A 15,723-nucleotide genomic window follows, 5' to 3' on the forward strand; every position below is an offset into this window, starting at 1 on the left:
CTTCATGGCCGCGCTCTCCGCCGTGCGATACAACCCCGACCTCAAGGCCTTCTACGAACGGCTTATCGGAAACAAAAAGACACCAAAAGGCGCACTCCTCGCCGTGGCCAGAAAGCTCGTCACCATCGCAAACGCGGTCCTCCGGCCTCAGCCCGAACCCGCCACAAACTGAGTTGATGACACATTTCAATTTTAGGGGGTCATCCTGAGGGAGCCCCCGCGACCATCGTTGCGATGGTCGCGCGCCTTTGCGGCGACGCGACGCGTCGCCGGGGGCGACCGAAGGATCTCGTGAGGTGGGGTCCCCTTCCACCGTGTCACGGAACGGCAATCCCAGTTCGGAGCCCTGGCGGGGATTGGGCCGGGATTGGCGCGACCCGCGCGGCGTACTATACCAATCCCCTCGACCAAAGCCGGGGGCGCGGATCATTGGCCCCCGGTGCCGCCGCCGTCGCCGCCCAGCCGAGGGGGAACCGCCATGCCGACCGAGGACCAAGCCCTGAGCCTGGCGCAGGGGCTGTGCACCCGCCTGTGTCATGATCTGGCCGGCCCGGTGGGCGCCATCGGGTCCGGGGCGGAGCTGCTGTCCGAGGAAGGCGGCGCGGACCCCCAGGTGGTCGCGCTGCTGTCCGACAGCGCGGCCAGCGCCACCGCCCGCCTGCGGCTGCTGCGCGCGGTGCTGGGCGCGCCGACGGGGCGCGGCCTCGCCCCCAGCGAGGCCAAGGCCCTGCTCGCCGCCCACCTGATGTCGCGGGCGGGCCATGCCCGGGCGCCGAGCCTGGACTGGGGCGTGGTCGGCACCGGCGACGACGACGCCATCCGGGCGCGGGTGCAGGTGCTGCTGAACCTGTGCCTCGCCGCGCTGGACGCCGTGCCCCGCTGCGAGCGGCTGACGGTCACCGACCAGGGCGGCGGATCGTTCGAGGTCACGGCCAGCGGGCCGGGCGCGCCGCGCGAAGCGCCGCTGGGGGCGCTCACCGACGGCGCCGCCGGGACCGACGACGGCGACCTGGATCCGATGACCGTCCAGGCGGTCTACGCCGGCCGGCTGACGCGAGCGCTCGGGTTCGGGCTGCGGGTGGAGCGTCTGCCGGGCGTGCTGCATATCCTGGGGCGGGCGGGTGGCTGACCCGGGTCAGCCCGGCCGCCCCACCGCGCACAACAACCGGATCCTTTATTTTTCCGGAAAGGATTCTCGTGGTATAAGTCACCGGACTATCGTGCGGCATGGTCCGGTTTCGTATGCCCTGTCTTTCCGTGCCCTGTTTTTCCGTGCTTCGTGCTGACCGCCTTGGTGATGACCGCCTTGCGGCCCTTTTTCCGCTGCCAGAAGGCAGGCCCCCCATCGCCCCTCGGATGTCTGTGGCCGGCACGTCGGTCGCCGCGCCCGCCTCCGGGGCTCAGAGGAGAATCCCGATATGGATGATCTGCTCAGCGAATTCCTGACCGAGACCTCGGAAAGCCTGGCCACGCTGGACGTGGAACTGGTCCACCTGGAGCAGAACCCCAACGACCGGGACATCCTCTCCAACATCTTCCGGCTGGTGCACACCATCAAGGGCACCTGTGGGTTCCTCGGCCTGCCGCGCCTGGAGAGTCTGGCGCACGCCGGCGAGAACGTGTTGGGCAAGTTCCGCGACGGGGAACTGGAGGTCTCGGCCGAGGCCGTGACGGTCATCCTGCACACCATCGACCGCATCAAGGACATCCTGAACCACCTGGAGCAGACCGAATCGGAGCCCGAGGGCACCGACCAGGACCTGAAGGAGCAACTGAACGCCCTGGCCGCCGGCCGCTCCATCGCCGACGCGGCCCCGGCCGCCGCCGCCACGCCGCCGGCCGCGAAGGCCGAGCCCGCGCCCTCGGGCGGCGGTCCGGTCCAGGACGACAAAGGATACCCGGTCGCCGCCGAACTGCTCGCCGAGGTGGAAGAGGCCCTGAACAAGGGCAAGCGCGCCGCGACGGAAGAGGAAATCGCCGCCGAGGCCGCCGCCGAGGCCGCGCGCGAAGCCGCCGCCCAGGCCTCCAAGGCCGCCGCCGGCATCCCCGACGATCCGGGCGCGGCCGCCCCGCAGGCCGAGGCCCCCAAGGCCGACGCCCCGAAGGCGGAGGCGCCCAAGGCCAAGAAGGCCCCGCCCGCCAAGGCCGCCGTGCCCGCCAAGACCGATCAGGCCCCCGCCGGCGACGGCGCCAAGAAGGAATCCGTCGCCGCCCAGAGCATCCGCGTCAACGTGGAGCTGCTGGAAAAGCTGATGACCCTGGTCTCGGAACTGGTGCTGACGCGCAACCAGCTCCTCCAGATGGTCCGGGGCAGCGACGATTCGGAATTCGCCGCCCCCCTGCAGCGGCTGTCGCACATCACGTCCGACCTGCAGGAAGGCGTGATGAAGACCCGCATGCAGCCCATCGGCAACGCCTGGGCCAAGCTGCCGCGCATCGTGCGCGACCTGGCCACGGAAATGGGCAAGAAGATCGACCTGCAGATGTTCGGCGCCGACACCGAACTGGACCGGCAGGTGCTGGAGCTCATCAAGGACCCGCTCACCCACATGGTGCGCAACTCCGGCGACCACGGTCTGGAGTACCCGGATGAGCGACTCGGCGCCGGCAAGCCCGAGGTGGGCATCATCAAGCTGAACGCCTATCACGAGGGCGGGCACATCATCATCGAGATTTCCGATGACGGCCGCGGTCTCAATCTGGCGCGCATCAAGGAAAAGGCCGTCGCCAACGGTCTCGCCAGCGAGGCCGAGATCGAGGCCATGAGCGACCAGCAGATCGCCCAGTTCATCTTCAAGGCCGGTCTGTCCACCGCCGAGAAGGTCACCAGCGTCTCCGGGCGCGGCGTCGGCATGGACGTGGTGCGCACCAACATCGAGAAGATCGGCGGCACCGTCGAGCTGAAGACGTGGCCCGGCAAGGGCTCCACCTTCATCATCAAGATCCCGCTGACCCTGGCCATCGTGTCCGGCCTGATCGTGGAAAGCTCGGGCGAGCGCTTCGCCATCCCGCAGATCTCGGTCCTGGAACTGGTGCGCGTCACCGACAAGTCCGAAACCCGCATCGAGCGCATCAACCGCGCCCCGGTGCTGCGCCTGCGCGACCGCCTGTTGCCGCTCACCTCGCTCGCCGTGCTGCTGCGCCTGGACGAGGACCGCGACAGCATCGAGGATGAGGTCAAGGGCCAGGACGAGACCTTCATCGTCGTCACCCAGGTCGGCACCTATACCTTCGGCATCATCGTGGACCGGGTGTTCGACACCGAGGAAATCGTGGTCAAGCCGGTGGCGCCCATCCTGCGGCACATCAGCATGTTCTCGGGCAACACGATCCTCGGCGACGGCAGCGTCATCATGATCCTGGACCCCAACGGCATCGCCGGGGCGATCGGGGAGACGACCATGGGCACCGCCGGCGCCGCCGCCGAGACCATGACCGCCCGCGAGGGCCATACGGCCACCGACACCACCTCGCTGCTGATCTTCCGCGCCGGCTCCAACGAGCTGAAGGCCGTGCCGCTGGGGCTGGTGGCCCGCCTGGAGGAAATCGAGGTCGAGAAGGTCGAATACAGCTACGGCAAGCCGGTGGTGCAGTACCGGGGCGAGCTGATGCCGCTGATCGGCGTGGACGGCATGATGGGCATGAAGACCGAGGGCCGGCAGCCGGTGCTCGTGTTCTCCGACCGCGAGCGCTCCATGGGCCTGATGGTGGACGAGATCGTCGATATCGTGCAGGAGCACCTGAAGGTCGAGCTGAAGGCCGAGCAGATGGGCGTGATCGGCACGGCCGTCCTGAACGGCAAGGCGACCGACATCATCGACACCGGCTACTATCTGACCCAGGCGTTCGGCGACTGGTTCGGCAGCCTGGACGGCCAGGAGCAGGGCGGCGGCAAGGCGCGGTCGGTGCTGATGGTCGATGACAGCCCGTTCTTCCGCAACCTGCTCAGCCCGCTGCTGTCTGCCGCCGGCTTCAACGTCACCACGGTGGGCAGCGCGGCCGAGGCCCTGGACCTGCACGAGCGCGGCAAGACCTACGACGCCATCATCAGCGACATCGAGATGCCGGAGATGAACGGCTTCGAGTTCGCCGAGGCGGTGCGCGAAACGGCCAACTGGTCCGAGTTGCCGCTGATCGCCCTGTCCTCGCATGCCACCGAACAGGACCTGGAACGCGGCCGCGCGGCCGGGTTCGACGACTACGTGGCCAAGTTCGACCGCGACGCCCTGCTGGTCTCGCTGCAGCAGATCATTGCCGAGCGGACGGGCGAGCACCAGGACGCGGACACCGGCGCGATCTAGGCGCCGGCCATCGCGGAGACCCGTAGGGCGGGTTCGCCGCGCCCGTTTCCCTTGGGAAACGCGGCGGGGCAACCCGCCGACGGCGGAGACCCGCGGGGACTCCGTGGCGCCTCAGTCCAACGGTGAGAGGGTCCGTCCCTCGCCGTCTCTTTCGGGCTGTGTCCGCCGCCGCTGCTGACCTTTGCCGGTTGCGTCGATACGCGGACCGCTCTGTGTTCTTCGTGTCTCTGTGGTGAACCCTGCGCCGCCGAACCGGGGAACACACCACAGAGGCACAAAGGACACGGAGCGTTGGTCACTCGGCCGATCCCGTCGGCAGGCTGACGAAAGGGGGTTCGCGAGGACCGGCGAAGGCGGCGCGATGCCAGGGTTTCGGGCGGGTGATCACCGCCCGCCCGGCATCATGGCCGGATCCCCCGCCGCCGCGCCTACTCCGCCGCCCCGGCGGTGGTGGTGGCGGTGGCGTCCTCCTTGACCTTCTGGGTCGAGCGCGCCCCGCCCGAGCTGCCGGCCGCGTTCAGGCGGCGCACCCGGTTCACCGACGACAGGATGGCGTTCAGCGAGGCCTGCACGATGTTGGTGTGCCGTCCGACGCCGTACATGGGCGCGTGCCCCTCGGCCTTCATCTCCACATAGGCATAGGCCTGCGCGTTGGCGCCCACGCCGAGCGCGTGCTCGGAGTAGTTCACCACCTCAAGCGCCATGCCCAGGTCCTGGCGCAGGGCATCGACGAAGGCATCCAGCGGGCCGTTGCCGCGCCCGCTGATCTTCCGCTCTTGGCCGCTGACGCTCAGCACGGCGTCCAGCACGCGCACGTCCGAGGCGTGGGTGTCGGGCACGGTGCGGTATTCCTTCAGCGCCATGTCGCCTGGATGCTGGGCGAGGTACTCCCCTTCGAAGATGTCCCACAACTGCTTGGCCGTGACCTCGCCTTCGCTCTCGTCGGTGATGTGCTGCACCACGCCGGAGAACTCGACCTGCAGGGTGCGCGGCATCTGAAGGGCGTGGTCCCGCTCCAGGATATGCGCCACGCCGCCCTTGCCGGACTGGCTGTTGATGCGGATGACGGCCTCGTACGTCCGGCCCACGTCGGTCGGGTCGATGGGCAGGTACGGCACCTCCCACACGCCGCTGTTGGACTGGCGCAGGGCGCGCAGGCCCTTGTTGATGGCGTCCTGGTGCGAGCCCGAGAACGCCGTGAACACCAGTTCGCCGGCGTAGGGGTGGCGCGGATGGATCGGCAGGCGGGTGCAGTACTCGGACATCCGGACCAGCTCCGGCATGTTGGAGCAGTCCAGGCCCGGGTCGATCCCCTGCGTGAACATGTTGAGCGCCAGTGTGACCAGGTCCACGTTGCCGGTGCGCTCGCCGTTGCCGAACAGGGTGCCCTCGACGCGCTGGGCTCCGGCCATGAGCGCCAGTTCCGTGGCGGCGATGCCGGTGCCCCGGTCGTTGTGGGGGTGGACCGAAATGATGAGGCTGTCCCGGTTCTTCACGTGCCGGCAGAACCATTCGATCTGGTCGGCATAGACGTTCGGGGTGGCCATCTCCACCGTGCTGGGCAGGTTGACGATCAACCGCTTGTCGGGCGTGGGCTGATAGACATCCATGACCGCCTCGACGATCTCCACCGCGAAGTCCAGTTCGGTGCCGGTGAAGCTCTCGGGCGAGTACTGGTAGACGATCTCGGTGTCGGTCTCGTCGGCGAGGCGGTGGATCAGTTCGGCGCCCTGGCGGGCGATGTCGATGATCCCGGGGCGGTCCATGCCGAACACCACGCGGCGCTGCAGCGTCGAGGTCGAGTTGTAGACGTGGACCACCGCGCGCTTGCAGCCCTCCAGCGCCTCGAAGGTGCGACGGATGAGCGGTTCGCGCGCCTGCACGAGCACCTGAAGGGTGACGTCCTCGGGCACCATGTCGTGCTCGATCAGGTAGCGGGCGAAATCGAAATCGGTCTGCGAGGCGGCCGGGAAGCCGATCTCGATCTCCTTGAAGCCCATCGCCACCAGGGCGTTGTACAGCCGCGCCTTGCGCTCGATGCCCATGGGCTCGACCAGGGCCTGGTTGCCGTCGCGCAGGTCCACCGAGGCCCAGATGGGCGGCTGGGTGATGGTCGCCGACGGCCAGCGGCGGTCGGGGAGGGCGATGGGCGGGAACGGTTTGTACTTGGTGGTGGGGTCCACTCGCATGGGACGGTCTCCGGTCGTCGCGGGGGCGTCTGTCGCCCGGGTCTACAGGATCATCTACAGGAATCGGGGCGTGGCCGTGATACGGCCGCCGGCGGGCCACGGCGAAGCGGGCCGGCGACCGCGCCCTAGTCGCGGCGGCGCGGGACGCGCGACAGGCGCGGCGGGAGACGGGCGGCCCGGATCGGCCGGACGGTCGGGATGGGAGCTCATGGGGCGGACCTTGCGGGACGGCGGGGCTCTGGACGGGCCGTGGGCAGTGCGGAGCACACGCGCACGGTGGGGCTCGCTAGCGGCTTAGAGCCAGCGAGAGGTCCAGGCGTAGGGCCAGCGTCCTGATCGGCAGGGTCGTGAACATACGGGAGACGATGGCGATCCGGGACGGAGGCGTCAAGCCCTGAATGCCCGCGCCCAGGGCAACGGGTTCAGGTTAACATGACGGCCTGTTCCGCGCCGCCTGAGCAGGCCTCTCGAGATCCCTCGTCTCGCTTCGCTCACTCGGGATGACACACTAAAATGATAGGATGTCATCCTGAAGCCGCGAAGCGGCTGAAGGATCTCGGGGTGCAGGTCTCCGACCCCCTGCAAAGACCTGGAAGAGCGATCCCGTTCACCTGAGCCCGTCGCCCTGTGCCCGCGCCGCCGAGGCCATCGGATGTCGGGCGGGTTCGCCCCGCCCATTTCCCAGGGGGAAATTGTGGCGGGGCAACCCGCCGCAAGGCAGCGATACGGCGGGTTGGGCCTTCGGCGCGAACCCGCCCTACAAGGTCTCGCCGGTCGCCAAACGTGCCTTCACCCGGTTGCCCTGTCCCTGCCCCGGCGCCGCCGTCAGGTCCCGCAGAAGGTGCGGTAGCGCCCGGGGCCGGCCGGGTCCGGGGCGGTGTAGGCCTCCAGACCCGGGCGGGGCTCATGGGGGGCCGCCAGCACGGCCAGCAGGGCGTGCAGGGGGGCGAGATCATCCCGCTGGGTGGCGGCGGCCAGGGCGTCTTCCACGATGTGGTTGCGCGGGATGTAGGCCGGGTTGGCGCGGCGCATCGCCGCCACCGTCGCGGCGTCCGCCTCGCCCCGCCGGGCCCGCCAGCGGTCCAGCCACGCCCGGGCGCGGTCGTCCGGATGCGACCCCGCCGCGCCGGGCAGCGTGCCGGCGTTCGTCAGGGTCCGGAAGGTGTTGGTGTAGTCCGCCCCGGTCTCCTGCATCCAGGCCAGCAGGTCGTCGATCAGGCTGCCGTCCTCCGGCGCGGCGTCCGGCAGCCCCAGCTTGCGGCGCATCATGGCGGTCCAGCGGGTCTCGTACAGGTCGCGGAACGCGCCGATGGCCTCCTCCGCCCGGGTCACCGCCTGATCGGCGTCGGTGTGGATCAGGGGCAGCAGCGCCTCGGCCAGCCGCGCCAGGTTCCATTGCGCGACGGCCGGCTGGTTGCCGAAGGCGTAGCGACGGCCGTGGTCGATGGAGCTGAACGCGGTCGCCGGGTCATAGGCGTCCATGAAGGCGCAGGGGCCGTAGTCGATGGACTCGCCCGACAGCGTCATGTTGTCGGTGTTCATGACGCCGTGGACGAAGCCGACGCGCATCCAGTCCACCACGAGGTCCGCCTGCCGCGCCGCCACCCGGCCGAGCAGGGCGAGCGCCTGGGCGTCCGGCGATGCCTCGGACAGGTCGGGGTCGTGGCGCTCGATCGCATAGCGCACCAGCGCCGCCAGCCCCGCCGTGTCGCGCCGGGCGGCGGCGTACTGCACCGTGCCCACGCGCAGATGGCTGGCCGCGACCCGGGTCAGCACGGCGCCCGGCAGGGCATCCTCGCGGTAGACCGGCTCGCCCGTGGCCACGACCGCCAGACTGCGGGTGGAGGGAATGCCGAGGGCGTGCAGGGCCTCGCTGATGACGTATTCCCGCAGCATCGGCCCCAGCGCCGCGCGGCCGTCGCCCATGCGCGAATAGGGCGTGCGGCCCGAGCCCTTGAACTGGATGTCCACCCGGCGGCCGTCCGGGGCCAGGTGTTCGCCGAGGACGATGGCGCGGCCGTCGCCCAGCATGGTGAAGTGCCCGAACTGGTGCCCGGCGTAGGCCTGGGCGAGGGGCGTCGCGCCCTCCGGCAGCGCGTTGCCGGCGAACAGGGCCGCCAGGGTGTCGGCGTCCGGGGTGGCGTCGGCCGGAGCCAGGCCGAGCGTCGCCGCCAGCCCGTGATTGAAGATCACCAGCCGGGGCGCGCGCACCGGCGTGGGGCCGAGGCGGGTGTAGAAGGCGTCGGGCAGGCGGGCATAGCTGTTGTCGAACCGCCAGGTCAGGGCCGTCATGGGCGGGGGGTCCTTGTTCTCCTGATCGGCGAAGAACCGGACTCGCCCGGTTCTTCGCCTCCGCCGCTTCGCGGCGCCGGCGCGGTCGCGCCGGCCGCTCGGCGACCAGACCAGGCTGGTCGCCGAGCGGGACTGCACTCTCCCCGTCGAGGTGGGAACGCGGGGCGGCCCGTCCAAGGCCCGCGCGCGCGGGGGGCGGTTACATCCGCGCGAAGCGGTGCAGGCCCAGCCCGCGGATGTCGATGGCCGGGACCCGCCCGGCGATCAGGTCGGCGGTGATCTGGGCCGAGCCCGCCGCCATGGCCCAGCCCATATGGCCGTGCCCCGTGTTCAGGAACAGGTTGTCCAGGCCCGGCACCGGCCCCAGCAGCGGCACCGAATCGGGCGTGGATGGCCGCAGGCCGCACCAGGGTTCGGGGTTGCTGTAATCGCCGCCCTCGGGGAACAGGGCGCGGGCGTTGCGCAGGGTCAGGGCCACCCGGGCCGGGTTCATGTCGGTGGTCCAGCCCTCGAAGGCGGCGGTGCCCGCGCAGCGCAGCCGGTCGCCCAGCCGCGCGTAGACCATGCGCACCTCGTCGTCGATGAGGCTGACCGTGGGGGCCCCGGTGGCCCCCCGGGTGTCCAGGGTGATGGAATAGCCCTTGGCCGGGTAGATCGGCAGCGCCAGCCCGATGGTGCGGGTGACCCGGGGCGAATGGCTGCCCAGCGCCAGCACCACCGCGTCGGCGGAGATGGGGCCGTCGCTGGTCGTCGCCCCCATGACCGCGCGCCGCGTCCTCAGCGAGCGATAGAGCCCGTGCACCGTCACCCCATAGCGGAAGGTGGCCCCGTGCCGCCGCGCCTCGGCCGCCATGGCGCTGGTGAAGCGGTGGGCGTCGCCGGTCTCGTCGCCCGGGCTGTAGAACGCCCCGGCCAGCGAGGGCGCGGCGTGGGCCAGCGCCGGTTCCATCGCCACGGCCTCGTCCACCGAGATGGGGCGGCGCTCCAGCCCGGCCAGGGTCATCACGTCGGCGACGGCGCGCGCCCGCGCGAAGCCGCGTGGGTCGCGGTGGATGTGGATGATGCCCGTCTGAAGCGCGTCGTAGTCCGGGTCGATGGCCTCGCGCAGGACGGCCATGCGCTCCCGGCTGTACAGGGCGAGGCGCACCGCCCGTTCCATGTTGCGGGTCTGGGCGCCGCGTCGGCAGTTGAGCAGGAAGCGCAGCATCCAGGACCACAGGGCGGGGTCCGGCCGCAGCCAGCAGACCTGCAACGGGGCGTCGGCGCGCGCCAGCCACTTGAGCAGCAGGCGCGGCACGTGCGGCCCGGCCCAGGGCTCGGCGTGGCTGGCGGCGAGCTGGCCGCCGTTGGCGTAGCTGGTCTCCAGGCCGGGACCGGGCTGGCGGTCCACGACGGTGACCGCGTGCCCGTCCCGGGCCAGCAGACAGGCGGTGGTCGCGCCGATCACCCCGGCGCCGAGGACGAGGACGTGCAAGGAGGAGACTCCGCTCGACCACAGGGCGCGATCGGCATGCCGGGCGCGTGGAGGACCGCCCCCACCTGGGGCGGCGCCCCGCGCGCGCCGGCCCGACCGGCCCCGCCGGTCAATCCTTCAGGGCCGCGACCCCCGGCAGGGTCTTGCCTTCCAGCCACTCCAGGAAGGCGCCGCCGGCCGTGGAGACGTAGGAGAACTGGTCCCCCACCCCCGCGTTGGCCAGGGCCGAGACGGTGTCGCCGCCGCCGGCCACGGTCAGCAGCGTCCCTTCGGCGGTCATCTTGGCGGCCGCCTGGGCGACGGCGTTGGTGGCGGCGTCGAAGGGCTTGATCTCGAACGCGCCCATGGGGCCGTTCCAGACCAGCGTCTTGCAGCCGGCCAGCTTCTGGATGACCGTCTGTGCGGACAGCGGGCCCACATCCAGGATCATCCTGTCCGCCGGCACGGCGTTGATGTCCACGGTCTCGTTGGCGGCCCCCTCCTTGAACTCGGCGGCGACCACGGCATCCACCGGCAGCACGATCTCGCAGGATTCGGCCTTGGCCTTCTCCAGGATGGCGCGGGCGGTGTCGGCCATGTCCTTCTCGCACAGACTGGAGCCGACCTCGACGCCCTGGGCGTGCAGGAAGGTGTTGGCCATGCCGCCGCCGATCACCAGCATGTCCACCTTGGCGACCATGTTGCTCAGCAGGTCCAGCTTGGACGAGACCTTGGCGCCGCCGACGATGGCGGCCACCGGGCGGACCGGGTTTTCCAGCGCCTTGGCGAGCGCCTTCAACTCGGCTTCCATCAGGCGGCCGGCGGCCGAGGGCAGCAACTGGGCCAGGAACTCGGTGGAGGCGTGGGCGCGGTGCGCGGACGAGAAGGCGTCGTTGACGTACAGGTCGCCCAGCTCGGCCAACTGGCGGGCGAACGCGGGGTCGTTCTTCTCCTCGCCGGCGTGGAAGCGCACGTTTTCCAGAAGCGCCACGTCGCCGGGCGCCAGGCCGTTGACCAGGGTTTCGGCGCCCGCGCCGATGCAGTCGTCGGCGAAGGCGACGGAGACCCCGCCCAGCGCCTGGGACAGCGGCTCCAGCACCGGACGCAACGTATAGTCCGGATTGCGCTGGCCCTTGGGGCGGCCGAAGTGGGACATGATGACGACGCACGCGCCCTTGTCCATCAGGGCCTTGATGGTCTCGGCGGAGCGGTCGATTCGGGTGGTGTCGGTCACGACACCGTCGCGGACCGGCACGTTCAGGTCGGCGCGCACCAGCACGCGCTTGCCGTTCACGTCCAGGTCGTCGATGGTCTTGAACTCGGGCATGAGCGTCTCTCCGGATCACAGCGGGCCAGACGGGCCGCACCCCTTCAGACCGCGCCCGCGCACCCGGACCCGGGCACGCGGGCGAGGCCCCTGGGGGCGGTCCGCCGTCGCGGTCTTTTCCCTCGGACGGCCGACGCTAGATGGTCTTGGCCATCGCGATGGCGGTGTCGGCCATGCGGGTGGAGAAGCCCCACTCGTTGTCGTACCAGCTCATGACGCGGACGAAGGTGCCGTCGATCACCTTGGTGCCGGTGGCGTCGAACACCGAGCTGAAGTCATTGTGGTTGAAGTCGCTGGAGACCAGCGGCCCGGTATTGACGTCCAGCACACCCGTCAGCGGGCCGGCCGCGGCGGTGGTCATGGCGGCGTTGATCTCGTCGGCGCTGGCGGACTTGGTCAGCTCGCACTTCAGGTCCACGAGCGAGACGTTCGGAGTCGGCACGCGGATGGCGACACCGTCCAGCTTGCCGGCCAGTTCGGGCAGCACCAGACCCACCGCCTTCGCGGCCCCGGTCGAGGTCGGGATCATGTTGTCGGCCGCACCGCGGGCGCGGCGCAGGTCCTTGTGCAGGGTGTCCACGGTGCGCTGGTCGCCGGTGTAGCTGTGGATGGTGGTCATGAAGCCGCGCACCAGGCCGAACTGGTCGTTCAGCACCTTGACCACCGGAGCCAGGCAGTTGGTGGTGCACGAGGCGTTGGACACCACGGTGTGCGCGGCGGTGAGCTGGTCGTGGTTGACGCCGTAGACCACGGTCAGGTCGGCGCCGCTGGCCGGCGCGGAGACCAGCACGCGCTTGGCGCCGGCGTCCAGATGGAAGGCGGCCTTGTCGCGGTCCGTGAAGATGCCCGTGCACTCCATCACGATGTCCACGCCCAGGTCGCCCCAGGGCAGGTTCTTCGGGTCGCGCTCGGCCAGGACCTTGATGGCCTTGCCGTTGACGACGATGGAATCCTCGGTGGACGACACGTCCATGGGCAGCACGCCGTGGACGGTGTCATACTTGAGAAGGTGCGCATTGGCCTCCGCGGAGCCGAGGTCGTTGATCGCCACCACCTCGATGTCGGTGCGGCCATGCTCCAGCAGCGAGCGGAGCACGAGACGTCCAATGCGGCCGAAGCCGTTGATGCCAACACGAACAGCCATTCAGTGTTCCTCCTCGAAGACGCGGTCCGGGGGACGGGTCTTTGTCTTTGATGTGACGATTGAGAGGCGGCTTCCGCGCAGGACGACTCGCGTCGGGAAACGGGGGGTCCGACGCGCCTTCCTCCCATCCAACCGGCGGGCCCCATCGCAACGGACGCGAAACAAGGCCCGGCCGGGGGAAACCTGCCCTCCAGGGTGGCGACACCCTAGCAGAGCGCTCCGAATTTTCCCACCCCCAAGCGACCGACCGCGACCCACGACAATCCCATGACATCGCGGGGGTTCCGGCGTTACGCTCGCCCGTCCGACGCCAGGGGGAGGCCGCCATGTTCCGCACTGCCGAACTGGGCCGCAAGGTCAGCAAGGAAGAGTTCGACCGTCAGGCCGGACCGTTGCGCATCGAACTGCTGGAACTGCAGCAGACCCTGCGCGCGGCGGACTTTCCGGTGATCCTGGTGTTCGCCGGCGTGGAGGGCGCCGGCAAGAGCGAGAGCATGAACCTGCTCAATGAATGGCTCGACCCGCGCTGGATCGTCACCCGGGCCTACGGGCCGCCCTCGGACGAGGAGCGCGAGCGCCCCGAGTTCTGGCGCTTCTGGCGCGACCTGCCGCCCAAGGGGCGGATCGGCCAGTTTCTGTCGGCCTGGTACTCCCGGCCCTTCATGGAGTTCGCCACCGCCGCCATCGACGACACCACCTTTGACGAGCGCATGACGCGGGTGCAGGCGTTCGAAAAGACCCTGGCCGACGACGGCGCGCTGATCCTGAAGTTCTGGATGCACCTGGGCAAGGACGCCCAGAAGAAGCGCCTGAAGTCGCTGGAGAAGGACCCGCGCCAGAGCTGGCGCGTCACCGCCCAGGACTGGAAGAACTGGGAGATGTACGACTCCTTCATCCGCGCGGCCGAACAACTGATCGCGCGCACCTCGGTGTCGGCGGCGCGCTGGACCATCGTCGAGGGCCAGGACGACCGCTACCGGGCGCTGACCGTGCTGTTCAGCCTGCGCGACGCCCTGTTGCACCACCTGGAGCGCCGCCGTCTGCAGCGCCAGACCCGGACCGAGGCCTACGCCAGCCTGGTCGCCCGTGATGCGACCGGCCCCGGGGCGCGGGCCGCCGCCGGTGTCGGCGCCGGGATGGGCGGGCAGGTGCTGCCCAATCTGGTGGCGGGGCTGCCGACCGTGCTCGACACCCTGAAGATGGACAGCGCCCTGGAGAAGAAGGACTACCGCGCCGGCCTGGCCCAGCAGCAGGGGCGGATTGCCTTGCTTCAGCGCCGGGCCCGGGTCCAGGGGGTGTCCACCGTGCTGGTGTTCGAGGGCTGGGACGCCGCCGGCAAGGGCGGCTCCATCCGCCGCCTGACGCAGGCCCTGGATGCCCGGCAGGTGCAGGTGATCCCGGTCGCCGCGCCCACCGACGAGGAACGCGCCCAGCATTACATGTGGCGCTTCTGGCGCCAGTTGGGCCGCGCCGGCCGGGTCACCGTGTTCGATCGCTCGTGGTACGGCCGCGTGCTGGTGGAGCGCGTGGAGGGTTTCGCCGCCGAGGACGAGTGGGCGCGCGCCTACGCCGAGATCCGCGATTTCGAGGAACAGATGGTGCAGCACGGCATGGTGCTGTGCAAGTTCTGGCTGCACATCACCAAGGACGAACAGCTTTCCCGGTTCAAGACCCGCGAAGAGACCCCGTACAAGCGCTGGAAGCTGACCGAGGAGGACTGGCGCAATCGGGAACAGTGGGAGGCCTACGAGCACGCCATCAACGAGATGGTGGAGCGCACCAGCACCCACACCGCGCCCTGGACCCTGGTCGAGGCCAACGACAAGCGCCACGCCCGCGTCAAGGTGATCCGGACCGTGGCCGACGCCATGGAACGCGCGATCGGCAAGCCCAAGGGGTCGGGGTGACGCGGTAGGGCGGGGCACCCCGCCGCATTGCCGCCACGCGGCGGATTTCCGGATGGTGGTGGTCAGGCTCCTCACCCCCTCCTCAGCCCTCCCCATTCCATGGCGATCACGTCCACTCCTATTTTTCGAACCGGAGCGGCCGTCTCCGGCACGATGATGGAGGGCGATCCCTATGATGATTGAGCCGCGCTCTTGGTGTTCTTTGTGTCTTGGTGGTGAATGATCCGACGCTGCCGGATCATCCAGCGCCCTCCCTGAAGACGTGTGAATCAGATAGGCATTCCCTGGGCAGGGAGTCCGGTGGGCGTTGCGTGGACCCGGACTCCTGCCCCATTGATGGGGGAGGTCGGGAGGGGGGCCGGGCGGCGACCGCGACGCCAGAGGGGCGGCCCGGACCGGGCGGAAAAATGTCCCGGGGTGCCGTCCCGTCCGGTCTCCGGATTCGCGGGATGGTCTCGGCGGGGCCGCACCGAAAGGCCTGAGGGCCGACATGGTGCTCTGAACCCGTGGCCCCGGGCGCTGTCGCCGGGGCCTCGACAGGACGGACGGGCGTGCCTACATCTGGCCCGAAATGATTGCCGTCCCCGGCCCTCAGACCAGGAATCCCGCCATGGCCGCCACCGAGACCCTGACTTCGGACCGCCCCGACGCCGCCGCCCCCGAGGAGGTGGTGCCCGCGCCCGATGCGCTGGCCATCACCCCGGCCTGCGCCGCCCGCGTCAAGACGCTCATCGACGGCGAGGGCGGCGACCCCGCGCTGATGCTGCGCGTGATCGTGGATGGCGGCGGCTGCTCCGGGTTCCAGTACCGCTTCGACCTGGACCGCACGGTGGCCGAGGACGACCGCGTGTTCGCCGAGCACGGCATCCGTCTGGTGATCGACGAGGCCTCGCTGGAGCTGCTGGGCGGCTCGGTCGTGGACTACGTCGAGGACCTGATGGCCGCCGCCTTCACCATCCGCAATCCCAACGCCACCGCCACCTGCGGCTGCGGCACGTCGTTTTCGGTTTAGGAGGCGTCGCCTCCGCCGCGCCTCGCGGCGCCGCTGCGGTCGCCCTTGCCTCGCCCCAGTCCGGCGTCATGCTGACCGTTGAGGCCACGGCACAGGAA

8 protein-coding genes and 1 pseudogene are annotated in these 15,723 nt (G+C 70.1%); 4 read left to right on the forward strand and 5 right to left on the reverse strand.

Going from position 1 to position 15,723, the window contains the following annotated elements; all coding sequences use genetic code 11:
* Window positions 1–478: 478 nt before the first annotated feature.
* Together GHC57_RS07040 and GHC57_RS07045 are read left to right on the forward strand one after the other, a co-directional pair.
* Window positions 479–1,129 (forward strand): histidine phosphotransferase family protein, encoded by a 651-nt coding sequence (locus tag GHC57_RS07040; RefSeq protein ID WP_153342613.1) that lies wholly within the window; start codon window positions 479–481, stop codon window positions 1,127–1,129.
* Window positions 1,130–1,418: 289 nt separating this feature from the next.
* Complete coding sequence (locus GHC57_RS07045) at window positions 1,419–4,301, forward strand: hybrid sensor histidine kinase/response regulator (RefSeq protein WP_153342615.1); 2,883 nt, start codon at window positions 1,419–1,421, stop codon at window positions 4,299–4,301.
* Between the two features lie 527 nt (window positions 4,302–4,828).
* Here GHC57_RS07045 and leuA read toward each other — a convergent pair.
* The 5 genes and pseudogenes from leuA to gap all read right to left on the reverse strand — a co-directional run.
* Window positions 4,829–6,490, reverse strand: a pseudogene (leuA, locus tag GHC57_RS07050) (2-isopropylmalate synthase); the annotation flags it as partial.
* 825 nt (window positions 6,491–7,315) lie between these two features.
* Complete coding sequence (locus GHC57_RS07055; protein ID WP_153342623.1) at window positions 7,316–8,782, reverse strand: protein adenylyltransferase SelO; 1,467 nt, start codon at window positions 8,780–8,782, stop codon at window positions 7,316–7,318.
* Window positions 8,783–8,981: 199 nt separating this feature from the next.
* Entirely contained in the window at window positions 8,982–10,256 is a 1,275-nt protein-coding gene (locus tag GHC57_RS07060; RefSeq protein WP_153342625.1) for a D-amino acid dehydrogenase, read from the reverse strand.
* Between the two features lie 109 nt (window positions 10,257–10,365).
* Window positions 10,366–11,562 carry a phosphoglycerate kinase gene (locus tag GHC57_RS07065; RefSeq protein ID WP_153342627.1) on the reverse strand — a complete coding sequence of 399 codons (1,197 nt, stop codon included), beginning with the start codon at window positions 11,560–11,562 and terminating at the stop codon, window positions 10,366–10,368.
* A gap of 136 nt (window positions 11,563–11,698) precedes the next feature.
* Window positions 11,699–12,706, reverse strand: coding sequence for a type I glyceraldehyde-3-phosphate dehydrogenase (gap, locus tag GHC57_RS07070; protein WP_153342629.1), 1,008 nt, complete (start codon window positions 12,704–12,706; stop codon window positions 11,699–11,701).
* A 326-nt stretch (window positions 12,707–13,032) separates the two neighbouring features.
* Here gap and GHC57_RS07075 point away from each other — a divergent pair, with 326 nt between their 5' ends.
* Both GHC57_RS07075 and erpA read left to right on the forward strand, forming a co-directional pair.
* Window positions 13,033–14,613, forward strand: a complete 1,581-nt coding sequence (locus GHC57_RS07075; RefSeq protein WP_153342631.1) for a polyphosphate kinase — start codon at window positions 13,033–13,035, stop codon at window positions 14,611–14,613.
* Between the two features lie 610 nt (window positions 14,614–15,223).
* Window positions 15,224–15,625, forward strand: coding sequence for an iron-sulfur cluster insertion protein ErpA (gene erpA, locus GHC57_RS07080; RefSeq protein ID WP_153342633.1), 402 nt, complete (start codon window positions 15,224–15,226; stop codon window positions 15,623–15,625).
* Window positions 15,626–15,723 lie beyond the last annotated feature (98 nt).

The organism is Roseospira navarrensis, from assembly GCF_009601025.1.
GTDB lineage: Bacteria > Pseudomonadota > Alphaproteobacteria > Rhodospirillales > Rhodospirillaceae > Rhodospira > Rhodospira navarrensis.